The organism is Flavobacterium luteolum (genome assembly GCF_027111275.1).
Classification (GTDB): Bacteria; Bacteroidota; Bacteroidia; order Flavobacteriales; family Flavobacteriaceae; genus Flavobacterium; species Flavobacterium luteolum.
The window spans coordinates 1,799,578-1,813,382 of sequence record NZ_CP114286.1; the positions used below are offsets into that span (position 1 = coordinate 1,799,578).

A 13,805-nucleotide genomic window follows, 5' to 3' on the forward strand; every position below is an offset into this window, starting at 1 on the left:
TGTTGTTTTTGATTATTTAAGATTTAAATTCGATATACTTTGAAGGAACTTCATCTGTCAACCAAACATTGTTTTCAGACAAATAAAATTTAAATCCGTCTCTGTACATTGCACCACTTCTAACGGTTAAAATTTGTGGAACTCCCCTTCTGCTTCCTACTTTTGTTGCGGTTTCTTTGTCTTTGGAAAGATGCACATGCTGACGGCTCATTTTTTTCAAACCTTCTTTCTGAATACTTTCCATGAATTTCCCAACAGTTCCGTGATACAGATATTCTAGAGGTTCTGTTTCTGCTAAATTCAATTCAACCGAAATTGAATGTCCTTGACTTGCACGGATTCTAGTTTTATCTTCGTTATAAGCAAAACGCTTTTTATCGTTATTTTCTACTACGTAATCTAAAAGTTCGGCATCGAGACGATTCCCTTTTTTAGTACATTTTTCTATCAATTCATTGACATCTGCCCAACCGTTTTCGTCTAATTTTAATCCGATTTTTTCTGGCGAATGTCTGAGCACCAAACTCAAAAATTTGCTGACGCTCTTTGCTATATTTTCATTCATTACCTATGAAATGTTCCCATGGAACATCATTATTTTTTTATAATTTCTAATTATTTTAATTCATCCCGAGCTTCCATTAAAGCAAAACCTAAAAGATTCAAACCTTTCCACTTTTCAGGATTTAGAGCCTCTGTATGATCACTTGCCATTCCGATTCCCCAAATTGGATCAACAGGACTTGCTTCTACAATTACTCTATCGTTTGTACTTAACAGAAAGGTTTTCAAGTCAAGATTTCGATTGAACTTATGAAAGTTCCCTTCTTTTACGATTTCAAATCGGTTTTCTAACCAGATTTTATCATCGTAGTTTCTTACTTTACGGCCTAACTTTTTGGCTTCAGCGGGCGAATTGCATTTTATGATCTTTTCTAAAATTTCCTGATCATTAAATAATTCCGCTTTCTTAGCCATCATCCAATGTTCAGCTGTTTTGTAAGTCACGCCATTAACTTCAAAAGAACTTAACCACCATTGGCTGAAACAGGTTTTAGTAATCATCCCGTCTTTACTTGGCTGATGTCCCCAGAAAAATAAAAATTTACTTTCTGGAGCTATAGTATTTATATTGTATTTCATTTTTGTTAGTGTTTTTGTTTCAAGTTTAAAGTTTCAGGTTCTTCGCTAAACTTGCAAACTATTTTTAACTTGAAACAGTTAGCATTTTTTTTGTTTCAGGTTTACGTTACACAGAGAACTTGAAACCTGAAACTTGAAACATTTAAACTAATTGATCCAATCCAATTACCTGAACACTTTCTCCCTCAAAATCTTTAAAAGAATTTGTGGTAAAAATTCCGTCGAAGCAGTTTAAAACTTCAAAACCTTTATTAAAAATTCCGTGGCTTACCGCTAAGTATAATTTTCCGGCATTTTTCTTTTTTAGTTCTTCTGCTAATCCTACGAAAGTTCCTCCTCCATCGCAGATATCATCTACAATTAAACAATCCATTCCGTTTAAATCATCTTCATATACTTTAAAACCAGATAATTTTCCTGTTTTTACATCGCGACTTTTACTGCACTCTACCACCTCAACTCCGCCTAAAAACTCAGAAACTTTATAGATCTTTTTTAAAGCGCCACCATCTGGAGAAATCAATTTTACGTTTTGACCAATTCTATTCAACACTTCTTTGATGAAAGTATAGTTCGGAATCACTGTACTATTATTCAACAAAGCTGGAGTAACCTCAGAGTGCGCATCAAAAACAAAAACTTTGTTCAATTGCATTGCATTTATAATATCAGCATATACTTTAACAGATAACGGTTCGCCAGGAATCATAACACGATCTTGTCTTGCAGCTGGAAAATACGGAATAAAAAGATCTATGATTTTAACATCCATTCTGCGCAAAGCATCAACCGTAACGCATAACAAGCCTAAATCGTTGAATGAATTTAATCGATGTGTAATGGTTACTTTTTTATTGACATCAAAATCTGGAGCAATTTTAATGTGTGGTTCTCCACCAGAAAATGTAAAACTTTGAAATTTGATTTCTTCCTGATTTTGAAAAGGAGCGAATTTTGGGTCAAGATTTAGTATCATAGTGTTGTAGTTTGCGTTAATTATACGCAAATGTAGAATTTAATTTTAAATAAACAATTTATTTTGTGTAAAAATTACGCAAACTTTATTTCAAAGTGAAAGCCTTTATTAATCAACTCATTATATTTCAACTTATTAAACTTAAAAAGCTTTGCCGGACGGCCCGTTTTTATTGGTGAAAATTTTTCTGTTTCTTCTAAAATACCATAGCTGAGTATTTTTTTTCTGAAGTTTCTGCGATCTATTTCTTTTTCTAAAATCGTGCAATAAAGGTTTTCAAGATCTGAGAACAAGAATTCTTCTGGAAGTAAATCGAAACCTATTGGTTCATAAGTGAGTTTTGCCTTTAATCTTTCAATGCCTTTTTCTAAAATCAAATTATGGTCGAATGCCAAAGGCGGAATTTCATCTATTTTGAACCATTGTACTCGTTCGGCATCTGTATTGGCTTTAATCTCCAAATTCGAAGCATCAACTAAAGCATAATACGCCACTGAAATCACGCGGTTTCTGGAATCTCTATGAATGTCATCGCCAAAAGTGTACAATTGTTCCATAAAATTCAACTGTACATTTGTTTCTTCATGCAATTCACGTATTACTGCATCGCTAAGAGATTCATCATTCTGAACTAAACCTCCTGGCAATGCCCAATATTTATCTGCTGAGCCAAATTTCTGCTCAATCAAAAGTGCATATAGTCCATTATTTTTATATCCAAAAACAATCGCATCTACAGCAATTCTAATATTTTGTAATTTTTCCATAATCCTCAATCCTATCAAACAAATATAACGAATGAGAGCCAACTTTATAATTTAATACAAAAGCTTAAATTATAAAATTGACTCTCATCAATATCTTTCAACTTTTCCTAGTTAACCGTAACGGTTCTTTTGGGAACAGAAGTACATTCTGCACCATCTTTTTTAATTGTAACTTCAGCTTTGGCTTCATATGTTCCAGCCGCTGCGTAAGTATGTGTTACTGCAGTGCCAGTTCCTGTAGTTCCATCACCAAATGTCCATTTCACTCCAACCAAAGTTCCTGTTCCTGTGTACTCAACCGAGTAGTTCATTAACTTCGGATTAGTCGCATCGGTTGAATTGTGTATTTTAACAAAAATTGCTTCAGATAAACAATCAACTATTACCTCATCATCGTGCTTACTACAAGAATTGCTCATAAATACAGCCGCAATTACAACTAGAACAGATACAATCTTTTTCATTTTCGAAAATTTTAGTGGTTTATATCAAAATTAGTCTTTTAAGCTATACGAACAATTGATGGAAATCATAATCTATTTCCGAAAAACAATTTCAGTTCTTTCTCAATAATATCAAAAAACGATTTTAAATTATTGTTTTTTGGTGTCAATAAATACACAAACTCTTCGGGAACATGAAAACTATTCCAAACCAACTGCAATTTGTTTTCCTTGATATAATTTCTCGCGTTACAATTCCAAGTTGCTGCAATTCCATCATTTTTAGCCAAAAGTCTGAGCATTTCAGCTTCTGACGGAATAATATAATTTGGAACCATCGACGGTCTTTTTTTATTAAAAGCGTGAAGCCAAAATAGTTTTATATGTGGAATGCGAGCGTCGTGGCTGTACCATTTTTGAGCATTAAGCCATTGTTCTATTTCATTATAATTATCTGCCTTTAATTTCTGGCGGAATTCCGTTATGTCTAAAGAGGTTGGAGCAACTAGAATCAATTTAATCTTCCCTACTATTTCGTAAGTAGTATCAAAAGTGTCAAATCTTTTTGTGGTAATAGCAAAGTCTAATTTTTTAGCATCCACTAAAGCAAAAAGTTCATCATTTTCTGCAAAAGTAAAATCGATTAAATCAAACTTCGAAATTAAAAGATTTCCAATGCAGTCAAAAAGATGTTTTGAAACTCCAACAGAAATTAATCGGGTAGCATCTTCTGCCTTTGCACGAAAGCCAGTTTCGACACTTTCCAGACGATCAAGCGCATCTATTATCAAATTATTCAGTAACTTAGCGTATTCGGTTGGCTCTACCCCTTTTGACTTCCGATTAAATAATTTATTTCCAACGTGCGCTTCAAGCATTGAAATCTGCTGACTTACGGCAGGCTGACTCATAAACAACTCTTTTGCAGCGATCGAAAAATTACCATTTTTATAAACCGCTTTAAATGTTCTGTACCATTCTAGATTTACCATGATATAATTTTATTTATAACAAACATAGTTTATTTTATTTTTACTGATATCACTTTCGACGTAAATTTGTTCAAAATTTAATATTTATGAAGAAAATAGCATTACTCGCAATAGTTGCATTTACAGCTTTAAGCACATCTGCTGAAGCTCAAAAATCAAATAAAAAAGGGATGAAAAAAGTATTATTTGTTGTAACCAGCAATGATAAGCTGGGCAATACAGGAGAAAAAACAGGATTCTGGTCAGAAGAATTTGCTGCACCATATTATGAATTATTAGATCAAGGAGTTGATATTACCATTGCTTCTCCGCTTGGAGGCCAGCCGCCAATTGATCCAAAAAGTGCTGATCCAGCATCGGCAACTGAAGACACCAAACGTTTTGATGCCGATAAAGTTTTACAGGAAAAATTAAAAAATACTTTAAAACTTTCGACAGTAAACCAAAAAGATTACGATGCTGTTTTTTATCCAGGAGGTCACGGTCCGCTTTGGGATTTGGTCGAAGATAGAAACTCTATCGCTTTAATCGAATCTTTTTATACTCATAATAAACCTGTAGCTTTTGTTTGTCATGCTCCTGCTGTTCTAAAAAACGTAAAAGTAAACGGCCAATATTTAGTAAAAGGTAAAAAAGTTACCGGATTTACAAATGCCGAAGAAGAAGCGGTTGGTTTAACTAAAGTAGTTCCGTTTTTATTGGAAGATGCTTTAGCTTCAAATGGAGCCATTTTTTCTAAAGGAGAAAATTGGCAGCCTTACGCTGTTGCTGACGGACTTTTGATTACGGGCCAAAACCCTGCATCGTCTAAATTGGTAGCTGCAAAATTATTACAAGAATTGAAGTAAAGGTGCTAAGGGGCTGAGATACTAAGGTTCTAAGTTTTTCTAAAAACCTAAAAACTCAATCTCTTATTCACTAATTACAAAATAAAAATTAATAAATCACAATGTTAAGTTTCTGAATTTACGTTTCAACAAAAAACTTAGAACCTCAGAACCTTAGCATCTTAGAACCTAAAAAAAAATGCTAAACTTTGAATTATACAATCCGACAAACTTGGTTTTCGGAAAAGGACAAATTGAAAAACTTTCGACTTTAGTACCAAAAGATGCAAAAATTCTTTTGGCTTATGGCGGTGGAAGTATATTTAAAAATGGTATTTATGACCAAGTAATCAACAATCTTAAAGGTTTTGAAATTGTAGAATTTGGCGGAATCGAACCAAACCCAAGATTTGAAACTTTAATGAAAGCGGTTGATGTGATTAAAGCAGAAAAAATCGACTTTATTTTGGCTGTTGGTGGCGGATCTGTAATTGACGGTGTGAAATTTATTTCGGGAGCTGTTCATTTTGAAGGAAATCCGATTGACATTTTACAGAAACGTATTTTGATTAAAGAAAATGCAATGCCTTTTGGAACTGTTTTAACGCTTCCAGCAACGGGAAGCGAAATGAATTCTGGATACGTGGTAACAATTGAAGCAACTCAGGAAAAATTATCTTCTGGCGGAAGTGCTTTATTTCCACAATTTTCTATCTGTGATCCGACTGTAATTTCTTCTTTACCAAAAAGACAGATCGAAAACGGAGTTGTAGATGCCTACACGCACGTAATGGAACAATATTTAACATATCCTACAGATGCATTTCTTCAGGATCGAATTGCCGAAGGAATTTTACAGACTTTAATTGAAGTTGGTCCTGGAGTGGTAAAAAACCCAACCGATTATACTTTGGCTTCTAATTTTATGTGGAGCTGTACAATGGCTTTAAACGGATTAATTCAGAAAGGTGTTCCAAGCGATTGGGCAACACACATGATTGGTCACGAATTAACAGCTCTTTACGAAATTGATCATGCTAGAACTCTGGCTGTTATTGGTCCGAATTTGTATAAAGTGATGTTTGAAACTAAAAAAGCAAAATTAGCACAATACGGACGAAGAATTTTCAACTTAACAGGTTCTGACGAAGAAGTAGCAAAAGAAGCCATCAACAAAACAGTGGAATTTTTTCATACAATGGGAATGGATACCAAACTTTCGCAATACACAAATGATTATTCTAAAACAGCCGATTTTATTGTAAATCGTTTCGACGAAAGAGGCTGGAAAGGTCTTGGCGAAAACCAACTGATAACTTTAGATAAGGTAAGATCTATTGTTGAACTTTCGTATTAGTCACAGTATTCAGTAACAGTTTTCAGTTTTGAGTATAACTGAAAACTAAAAATAAAAAAGGCGTTCTTAACAAGTTTAGGAACGCCTTTTCAAAATACTAAAACAAAACTAACTAACTCAATTTTTTTTAAATTCATTAAAATTCTAATTTATAAATTGTTATAACGCACGCGAAATGCTTTTTATTGTTCGTGAATTAAAAAAATATTTTAGTCTTAAACTTCTTGAAAGTCATTGCAATTAAAGAGGTTTGCCAAATTTCTTAAAGCAGATTTTGCTTTATTAGCACATTATTAAGTACTTTTGTTTCAAATTAATAAAATAATGAGCGAAAAGTTAAAGTTTGCAGTAATTGGAGGAGGAAGTTGGGCAACGGCAATTGCCAAAATGCTGTGTGTGAATCTTTCAGAAATTGCGTGGTATATGCGTAATGAATCTGCAATTGAACATCTCCAGAAATATAAACACAATCCTAATTATTTAAGTTCTGTTGAATTTGACACCAACAAACTTAAACTGACAAGCAATATAAACGAAGCAATAGAATATGCAGATTATATCATTTTTGCAATTCCGTCAGCTTTCTTAGATGCCGAATTAAAAAATATGACCGTTTCTCTAGCCGATAAAATTATTTTTTCTGCTATTAAAGGAATTGTTCCTGAAACGAGTTTAATTGTTGGCGAACATTTCCACATTCAATATGATATTCCATATTATAATATTGGAGTTATAACAGGTCCTTGTCACGCTGAAGAAGTGGCTTTAGAAAGACTTTCTTACCTAACAATTGCGTGTGGTGATCCTGATAAAGCTAAAATGGTAGCAAAATCACTTTCCGGAAATTATATTAAAGCCAAAATTTCAGACGACATTATCGGAACTGAATATGCCGCGATGCTGAAAAACATTTACTCTATTGCTGCCGGAATTGCTCACGGTTTAGGATATGGCGACAACTTTCAGTCAGTTTTAATGAGTAATGCAATTCGCGAAATGAAGAAATTCATCAGAAAAGTGCATAAAATGAAACGTAACATTAACGATTCGGCTTATTTAGGCGATTTATTGGTTACAGGATATTCCGTTTTCTCTAGAAATAGAATGTTCGGAAACATGATTGGAAAAGGATATACTGTAAAAAGTGCCATGATGGAAATGAGCATGGTTGCCGAAGGTTACTACGCAACAAAAAGTGCTTATAAACTAAATCAAGGCTACGGAGCAAAAACACCAATTATAGACGCTGTTTATGCGGTTTTATACGAAGGAAAAGATGCCAAAACGGTTTTCAAGAAATTGACTGAGTCTTTGGATTAGTTTTAGTTAAAAGATGCAAGAAGCAAGAGAAAAGACTTCAATGTTGAGATAAAAAAAGAGCCAAACTGAATTTCAGTCTTGGCTCTTGCTTCTTTATTTCATTTAAGTCTTAATATAGTCTTTCCTCTTGCTTCTTTCCTCTTTAAAACTCTATTTCACCATAACCCCTTCAACAAACAAAATCGGCACTTCTTCCGTATTGTTTTCGTCAAGCGAATTGGCTTTAAAAATAAACTTCTTATCGTACAAAGTATTTCCGATGAAGAAAGTTACCATAAACTCGTTATTAAGCGCTAAAAGGCTTTTTTCTACCAATTCTATCTTCACAACAGAAACCGAAGGAACTTCAACAAAAGCATGACGCAGAATTGACGTTTTTTTCATTTCACCATCAATAGTTCCAAACGCTTTTGAAACCACCATAACGCTGTCTAAATTAAAATCACTGTCATTAACCAAGTAAGCGTACCATACTTTTTCCATAAAATCGTCGCTCCATTCCTGCACCGCTGCAAGAAATACATTTTCAACTTCTGGAATTATTATATCTTTTTTCATATGAGTCAAAAGTTTTAAAGTGTAAAGTCGAAAGTCAAAAGCCATCACTCTGAGACTTTTGACTTTCGACTTTACACTTTATGACTTAAATTAAATATTTGCTTTAAACTGCTCTAAGAAACGAACATCATTTTCGTAAAACATACGAATATCGCCAATTTGGTATAAAAGCATTGCAATACGCTCCACTCCCATTCCGAAAGCAAATCCGTTGTATTCATCTGGATTGATATCACAGTTTTTCAAAACGTTTGGATCTACCATTCCGCAACCTCCAATTTCTAACCAGCCTGTTCCTTTTGTGATACGGTAATCCGTTTCTGTTTTTAGTCCCCAATAGATATCAATCTCAGCACTTGGCTCTGTAAATGGGAAATAAGATGGACGAAGACGAATCTTAGATTTTCCGAACATTTCTTTTGTGAAATAAAGCAAAGTCTGCTTCAAATCGGCAAAAGACACATCTTTGTCAATGTACAATCCTTCCACTTGATGGAAAATACAGTGTGAACGAGATGAAATTGCTTCGTTACGGAAAACGCGTCCTGGAGAAATCGTACGAATTGGCGGTTTATGATTTTCCATATAACGCACCTGAACAGATGATGTATGCGTACGCAACAACACATCAGGATTGGTCTGAATGAAAAATGTATCTTGCATATCACGTGCCGGATGATACTCTGGCAAGTTCAATGCTGTAAAGTTATGCCAATCGTCTTCGATTTCTGGTCCTTCAGAAACGTTGAATCCGATATTAGCAAAAATATCGATGATTTGATTTTTAACGATAGAAATTGGGTGACGAGAACCAATAATTACGGGTTCTGCCGCACGCGTTAAATCACCAAAAACTCCTTTAGACTCTTCTTTGCTTTCAAGTTCTTCCTGAATAACTCTTACTTTTTCTTCAGCAACAGCTTTTAAAGTATTGATTACTTGTCCAAAATCTTTTTTCTGGTCGTTTGGAATATTTTTAAATTCAGTAAAAAGTTCTTTCAGCAAACCTTTACTTCCTAAATATTTAATACGGAATTGTTCTAACGATTCTTTATTTTTCTCATTAAAGGCTTTAGCTTCCTCTATGTGCTGTTTTATCTTATCTATCATTTTCCTTCGATAATTGAGAGTACAAATTTAGTGTTTTTAGTTGAAAGTGTGCGGTCTCAGTCGCAGTTTTAGGTTTTCCTTAAATTATTTTATCAGATTTAACTTTTCTTCAACTTGTTTAATCTTTACATGCCAATAATCTAAACCTTCCTGATTGGTTACTATCTCCTTTTTGTAATTAGGAGAAATACTGCTTAGTTTATGCCAGTTTTTATTTAAATCCCGTTCTTTTTCTTGTTTTGTTGTGGGTTCAATTCTGCTACGCCAAAAGTTCATATTTTCAAGATACCTTTTTTTTATGTCTTCAAAATACTCAATTAGTTTTTCTTTTGAACTCGGAATATAGCCAGGCCCGCTGCAACCGCAGGAGTGAAACGTAATGCCTACAGAAAATAAACTTTTAATATGCTCCCATTTTTTGACATCTTCTTTTTTAGGCGATTCAAAATCTAGTCCCATATTAGCCATAAATTCTCCGCATTGTGGACATTTGGCTTCAAAAACCGATGCCTCTCCTTTTTTCACATCAACCATCAATCTTCTTTTAAAGGTCTTTCGACAATTAAAACAAGCATAATGAGGCTTATAAGATGTCATTGCGTATCTGCACATTTTTTTAGTGGTCAGTGGTCAGGTTTTTAGTGGCCAGTATTCCGTTTAAAGCGCTGAACACTTGGCAACTGAATACTGAACACTTAAAAAAAAAATCTACTCAATAAGTTTTCTTTCTAAAAAATAACTCACAATAGCTTCTTTCATTAAAACCGATTGTTCACCGGCTTTTAACGGCGGTAAATTTTCTTTTACTTTGTAATGAGGCCAGCCTTCGTCGTCGAAATATTCGAATTCATAAAATCCGTATGGTTCTAACAATCGACAGATAGCAATGTGCATTAAATTCAGTTTTTCGTCTTTTTTATATTCACGGTGTACTTTTCCGTACTCCTGAACTCCGATTAGGTAAATTATGGCATCCAAATCTAGATCTTCGCCTTGCGAAAATTGATTGGAAAGTATATCAACGAGCTTTTCCCAGCGCTCTTTTAATTGTGTATCTCTAGACATTTAATTTATGATTTTAGATTGTAGATTTTAGATTGCTGATTTAAAAATCACTTCTGAAGGGGGCAGAATGCAATCTGAACTCTAAATTTGATTTGCAAAGATACAGAGTTCAAACTCAATGTACCTAAAAAAAATAAATACATCGAAAAACAGAACTGCAAAAACCTCTCAACCTTTGTCAATATGAACTTTTGAACCTAAAAAAAGATATATCTTTGCGCCTCATTAAACACAAAACCAAACATGAGTTTTTTTGATATTATTGTAGCCGCACTTTTAGGATACAGTTTGTACAAGGGCATTAAAAATGGACTTTTTGTAGAAGTTGCTTCTTTTATTTCTTTGCTATTAGGAATTTATCTTGCCATTAAATTTTCTTCGTTAATGACTGGATGGATTTCAAAACATGTTTCGTGGAATCCAACCAACATTCAGATTACGGCTTTTATCTTAACTTTTATTCTTGTTGTAATTGGTGTTTATTTCTTAGCGAAAATATTAACGGGAATCGCCGATTTTGCCATGTTAGGCTGGATGAATAAACTTGGTGGTGGATTTTTCAGAATTTTAAAAACGATTCTTATTCTAAGTATTTTTATTGCTTTGTTTGAGAAAATCAATTTCAATAATACATTCGCTAAAAAGGAAACTTTAGATAATTATATTTTTTATAATCCAGTAAAAAAAGTCGCTGCTTTTGTATATCCTTCAATAGAAAAATGGTACGAGACTTTTAAAAAAGAACATTCTGAAAAGCCAGAAGAAGAAAAAGAACGGAATATAGACAAGGAATAATTTATTTTGTGATGAATTTATATACCGCTCCGCTGGAGCTCCTGATATGAAATCTCTATTTTTTCTATAAACATTTCGTTTCTCCGAAACTATTTTTAATAACTTATAGAAAACATCACATTTTCAAATATTTGCAAGAAATATTTTATCTTGCTCCGTATTTCCAACAACCGATTTTAACCAAAAATCTAAACCATGTTGTACTTAACGGGCATTATAATTACGTTTTTTCTGGTTGCGATTCTAGCAAGTAAAAAAGACAAAAGTGAAGCAGATAAAATTCTAGCGCTTTGGCTGTTTTTTACAGGTTTTCATTTGTTTTTATATTATCTGCATTATAATAAAGACTTTGCTTCGTTTCCATTTTTACTGGGTTTTGAACTTCCAATGCCTTTATTACAAGGTCCTTTTTTGTATTTATACACTTCTGCTTTGACTAATCAAAATCAGTATAAAAAATACAATTGGATTCACTTTTTACCCTTTGTAATCGCTGTTTTAGTTTTGATGCCGTTTTTCACTTTATCCTTTCAAGAAAAGCTAAAGATTTTTCAGAATGACGGAAAAGGATATGAAAATCTGATTCTGATTTTGTACAGCACGATTTTAATTTCCGGCATTACGTATGCATTACTTTCGCTTCAAAAACTTTCCAAACATCGAAGAAACATTTCCGATCAGTTTTCTTTTAATGAAAAAATAAATCTTCGCTGGCTTCAATATTTAATTTTCGGGTCGAGTATAATCTGGTTAGTTGTGATTTTTTATGAAGATAAATATATCTTTTCGGTGGTTGTTTTTTATCTGATGTTTATTGGTTATTTCGGCATCAAACAAGTCGGGATTTTTACCAATCAAACAATTCCTGTGAATGCAGTTTTAAACATTCCTTCCAATCAAAATATCGAAATTGAAAACACATCAGAAAAAATCAAATATGAAAAATCAAGTTTAAGCTCAGCTGAACTGCAGTCTATTCATCAAAAATTGACTGAAATTATGAAGACTGAAAAACTCTATAAAAATCCTGATTTGACTTTGGCAGAATTATCACAGAAACTAAATATTCATCCAAATGTATTATCACAAGTTATTAATTCAGCCGAAGAAAAAAACTTTTACGATTACATCAATTTAAAACGAGTAGAAGAATTCAAAAAACTAATTCTTCTGCCCGAACATCAAAAATTCACTTTACTTTCTATTGCTTTTGAATGTGGTTTTAATTCGAAAACAGCTTTTAACCGAAATTTCAAAAAAGCAACTGGACTTTCTCCTTCTGAATATTTGAGATAAGTTTTTTTAATCTCGCAGAGTCGCAAAGTTTTATTTTAAAAAACTTAGTGCCTTTGTGGCAAATTTTAACTTCAAAACCTAGAACCACCTTACAAGTTGGGGCGACCAGCATAATATTGGAGCACATCTTTGCAGAAATTTTAATCAATTCTTGCAATGAAAACCAATTTACTTTACTCAGCCGTAATCGCTATCTCGATTTTCTTTTTTATGGGATGCGAAAACGAAAAAAACATTGACGAATCTGGAAATTTAGTTCCTAAAACAGTCGATGAAGATCCATCAATTCCTTCGATTTTTGTAGACGGAACACAATTACATTCCGAAACTTTTGGAAATCCAAACGATCCAATGCTAATCTTTTTGCACGGTGGTCCCGGCTCCGATTACCGAAACGGATTAAATGTACAGCAATTAGCCAAGGAGGGTTTTTATGTCATTTTTTACGATCAACGAGGTTCGGGATTATCAAAAAGACATGATAAAAAAAGTTATTCGATTCAATTAGTTTTGGATGATTTAACCGAAGTCATCAAATATTATAAAACTTCTCTCAATCAAAAAGTTTTTCTCTTTGGTCATTCTTGGGGCGCGATGCTCGCGTCTGCTTATGTCAACCAATATCCAAGTTCTATAAACGGAGTAATTCTAGCCGAACCAGGGGGACTCAATAAAAAATTGCTCGATGAATATGGAGAAATAAGCCGCAAAATCAATATTTTTTCTGAGGTTACGAGCAATCTTTTATATGTAGACCAGTTTATAACGGGAAAAGAAAATCAGCATGCCATTTTAGATTATAAATACGGAATTTCTTCGAGTTTTACTTATGCGAAAGGAAATGATGAAGATATTCCAGGTCCGTCACCGTTTTGGAGAATTGGCACAACAGTTTTGGAAAGTTTTATTGATATTTCTGAAAATGAAGGATTCGATTTCACCACAAATTTGGACCAATATCAAACGAAAGTTTTGTTTTTATACGGCGAATTGAACAAATCTTACGGATTGGCTTTTGCCCAAAAAGAAGCCGCTTATTTTCCAAATTATGAAATTGCAGAAGTCAAAGGAACGGGACACGAAATGATTTATTTCAAATGGGAAAATGTCGAGCCTTTAGTATTGAATTATTTAAATAATCTAAAATAATTCGGCC

Annotated in this window: 16 protein-coding genes; 6 read left to right on the top strand and 10 right to left on the bottom strand. The window is 33.4% G+C overall.

Features of this window, described 5'->3' with window-relative positions; all coding sequences use genetic code 11:
- Positions 1-16 precede the first annotated feature (16 nt).
- The 6 genes from OZP10_RS07800 to OZP10_RS07825 form a co-directional block, all read right to left on the bottom strand.
- Entirely contained in the window at positions 17-565 is a 549-nt protein-coding gene (locus OZP10_RS07800; RefSeq protein WP_281634168.1) for an RNA 2'-phosphotransferase, read from the bottom strand.
- A 50-nt stretch (positions 566-615) separates the two neighbouring features.
- Positions 616-1,143, bottom strand: a complete 528-nt coding sequence (gene ybiA / locus OZP10_RS07805) for a riboflavin biosynthesis intermediates N-glycosidase (protein ID WP_281634169.1) — start codon at positions 1,141-1,143, stop codon at positions 616-618.
- Positions 1,144-1,285: 142 nt separating this feature from the next.
- Entirely contained in the window at positions 1,286-2,119 is an 834-nt protein-coding gene (prs, locus tag OZP10_RS07810; protein WP_281634170.1) for a ribose-phosphate diphosphokinase, read from the bottom strand.
- 74 nt (positions 2,120-2,193) lie between these two features.
- The gene (locus tag OZP10_RS07815) at positions 2,194-2,886 is read right to left on the bottom strand and encodes an NUDIX hydrolase (RefSeq protein ID WP_281634171.1); all 693 of its coding nucleotides are present in this window, start codon (positions 2,884-2,886) and stop codon (positions 2,194-2,196) included.
- Positions 2,887-2,993: 107 nt separating this feature from the next.
- Positions 2,994-3,350, bottom strand: a complete 357-nt coding sequence (locus OZP10_RS07820) for a PKD domain-containing protein (RefSeq protein WP_281634172.1) — start codon at positions 3,348-3,350, stop codon at positions 2,994-2,996.
- Between the two features lie 65 nt (positions 3,351-3,415).
- Entirely contained in the window at positions 3,416-4,321 is a 906-nt protein-coding gene (locus OZP10_RS07825) for a LysR family transcriptional regulator (RefSeq protein ID WP_281634173.1), read from the bottom strand.
- 86 nt (positions 4,322-4,407) lie between these two features.
- Between OZP10_RS07825 and OZP10_RS07830 the strand changes: the two genes are divergently transcribed.
- From OZP10_RS07830 to OZP10_RS07840, 3 genes are all read left to right on the top strand, one after another.
- Positions 4,408-5,169, top strand: coding sequence for a type 1 glutamine amidotransferase domain-containing protein (locus tag OZP10_RS07830; protein ID WP_281634174.1), 762 nt, complete (start codon positions 4,408-4,410; stop codon positions 5,167-5,169).
- A 178-nt stretch (positions 5,170-5,347) separates the two neighbouring features.
- Positions 5,348-6,505, top strand: a complete 1,158-nt coding sequence (locus OZP10_RS07835; RefSeq protein WP_281634175.1) for an iron-containing alcohol dehydrogenase — start codon at positions 5,348-5,350, stop codon at positions 6,503-6,505.
- Between the two features lie 324 nt (positions 6,506-6,829).
- Positions 6,830-7,825, top strand: coding sequence for an NAD(P)H-dependent glycerol-3-phosphate dehydrogenase (locus OZP10_RS07840; RefSeq protein ID WP_281634176.1), 996 nt, complete (start codon positions 6,830-6,832; stop codon positions 7,823-7,825).
- Between the two features lie 150 nt (positions 7,826-7,975).
- Here OZP10_RS07840 and OZP10_RS07845 read toward each other — a convergent pair whose 3' ends face one another.
- The 4 genes from OZP10_RS07845 to OZP10_RS07860 all read right to left on the bottom strand — a co-directional run bounded on the left by OZP10_RS07845 (position 7,976) and on the right by OZP10_RS07860 (position 10,558).
- On the bottom strand, positions 7,976-8,383 hold the full coding sequence (locus tag OZP10_RS07845; RefSeq protein ID WP_008465394.1) for a hypothetical protein: 408 nt from the start codon (positions 8,381-8,383) through the stop codon (positions 7,976-7,978).
- A 90-nt stretch (positions 8,384-8,473) separates the two neighbouring features.
- Entirely contained in the window at positions 8,474-9,493 is a 1,020-nt protein-coding gene (gene pheS / locus OZP10_RS07850; protein ID WP_281634177.1) for a phenylalanine--tRNA ligase subunit alpha, read from the bottom strand.
- An 84-nt stretch (positions 9,494-9,577) separates the two neighbouring features.
- Positions 9,578-10,105, bottom strand: a complete 528-nt coding sequence (locus OZP10_RS07855; protein ID WP_281634178.1) for a hypothetical protein — start codon at positions 10,103-10,105, stop codon at positions 9,578-9,580.
- A 96-nt stretch (positions 10,106-10,201) separates the two neighbouring features.
- Positions 10,202-10,558 carry a hypothetical protein gene (locus OZP10_RS07860; RefSeq protein ID WP_111377556.1) on the bottom strand — a complete coding sequence of 119 codons (357 nt, stop codon included), beginning with the start codon at positions 10,556-10,558 and terminating at the stop codon, positions 10,202-10,204.
- A 243-nt stretch (positions 10,559-10,801) separates the two neighbouring features.
- Here OZP10_RS07860 and OZP10_RS07865 point away from each other — a divergent pair, with 243 nt between their 5' ends.
- The 3 genes from OZP10_RS07865 (at position 10,802) to OZP10_RS07875 (ending at position 13,798) form a co-directional block, all read left to right on the top strand.
- Positions 10,802-11,353 carry a CvpA family protein gene (locus tag OZP10_RS07865; protein WP_281634179.1) on the top strand — a complete coding sequence of 184 codons (552 nt, stop codon included), beginning with the start codon at positions 10,802-10,804 and terminating at the stop codon, positions 11,351-11,353.
- A gap of 195 nt (positions 11,354-11,548) precedes the next feature.
- Entirely contained in the window at positions 11,549-12,649 is a 1,101-nt protein-coding gene (locus tag OZP10_RS07870; protein ID WP_281634180.1) for a helix-turn-helix domain-containing protein, read from the top strand.
- 156 nt (positions 12,650-12,805) lie between these two features.
- Complete coding sequence (locus OZP10_RS07875; RefSeq protein ID WP_281634181.1) at positions 12,806-13,798, top strand: alpha/beta fold hydrolase; 993 nt, start codon at positions 12,806-12,808, stop codon at positions 13,796-13,798.
- The last annotated feature ends 7 nt before the right edge of the window (positions 13,799-13,805 follow it).

Coding starts and splice junctions, on each gene's coding strand:
- OZP10_RS07830 (WP_281634174.1), top strand. CDS start 4,408: ATGAAGAAAATAGCATTACTCGCAATAGTTGCATTTACAGCTTTAAGC.
- OZP10_RS07875 (WP_281634181.1), top strand. CDS start 12,806: ATGAAAACCAATTTACTTTACTCAGCCGTAATCGCTATCTCGATTTTC.
- OZP10_RS07870 (WP_281634180.1), top strand. CDS start 11,549: ATGTTGTACTTAACGGGCATTATAATTACGTTTTTTCTGGTTGCGATT.
- prs (WP_281634170.1), bottom strand. CDS start 2,119: ATGATACTAAATCTTGACCCAAAATTCGCTCCTTTTCAAAATCAGGAA.
- OZP10_RS07820 (WP_281634172.1), bottom strand. CDS start 3,350: ATGAAAAAGATTGTATCTGTTCTAGTTGTAATTGCGGCTGTATTTATG.
- ybiA (WP_281634169.1), bottom strand. CDS start 1,143: ATGAAATACAATATAAATACTATAGCTCCAGAAAGTAAATTTTTATTT.
- OZP10_RS07860 (WP_111377556.1), bottom strand. CDS start 10,558: ATGTCTAGAGATACACAATTAAAAGAGCGCTGGGAAAAGCTCGTTGAT.
- OZP10_RS07865 (WP_281634179.1), top strand. CDS start 10,802: ATGAGTTTTTTTGATATTATTGTAGCCGCACTTTTAGGATACAGTTTG.
- OZP10_RS07815 (WP_281634171.1), bottom strand. CDS start 2,886: ATGGAAAAATTACAAAATATTAGAATTGCTGTAGATGCGATTGTTTTT.
- OZP10_RS07840 (WP_281634176.1), top strand. CDS start 6,830: ATGAGCGAAAAGTTAAAGTTTGCAGTAATTGGAGGAGGAAGTTGGGCA.
- pheS (WP_281634177.1), bottom strand. CDS start 9,493: ATGATAGATAAGATAAAACAGCACATAGAGGAAGCTAAAGCCTTTAAT.
- OZP10_RS07835 (WP_281634175.1), top strand. CDS start 5,348: ATGCTAAACTTTGAATTATACAATCCGACAAACTTGGTTTTCGGAAAA.
- OZP10_RS07845 (WP_008465394.1), bottom strand. CDS start 8,383: ATGAAAAAAGATATAATAATTCCAGAAGTTGAAAATGTATTTCTTGCA.
- OZP10_RS07800 (WP_281634168.1), bottom strand. CDS start 565: ATGAATGAAAATATAGCAAAGAGCGTCAGCAAATTTTTGAGTTTGGTG.
- OZP10_RS07855 (WP_281634178.1), bottom strand. CDS start 10,105: ATGTGCAGATACGCAATGACATCTTATAAGCCTCATTATGCTTGTTTT.
- OZP10_RS07825 (WP_281634173.1), bottom strand. CDS start 4,321: ATGGTAAATCTAGAATGGTACAGAACATTTAAAGCGGTTTATAAAAAT.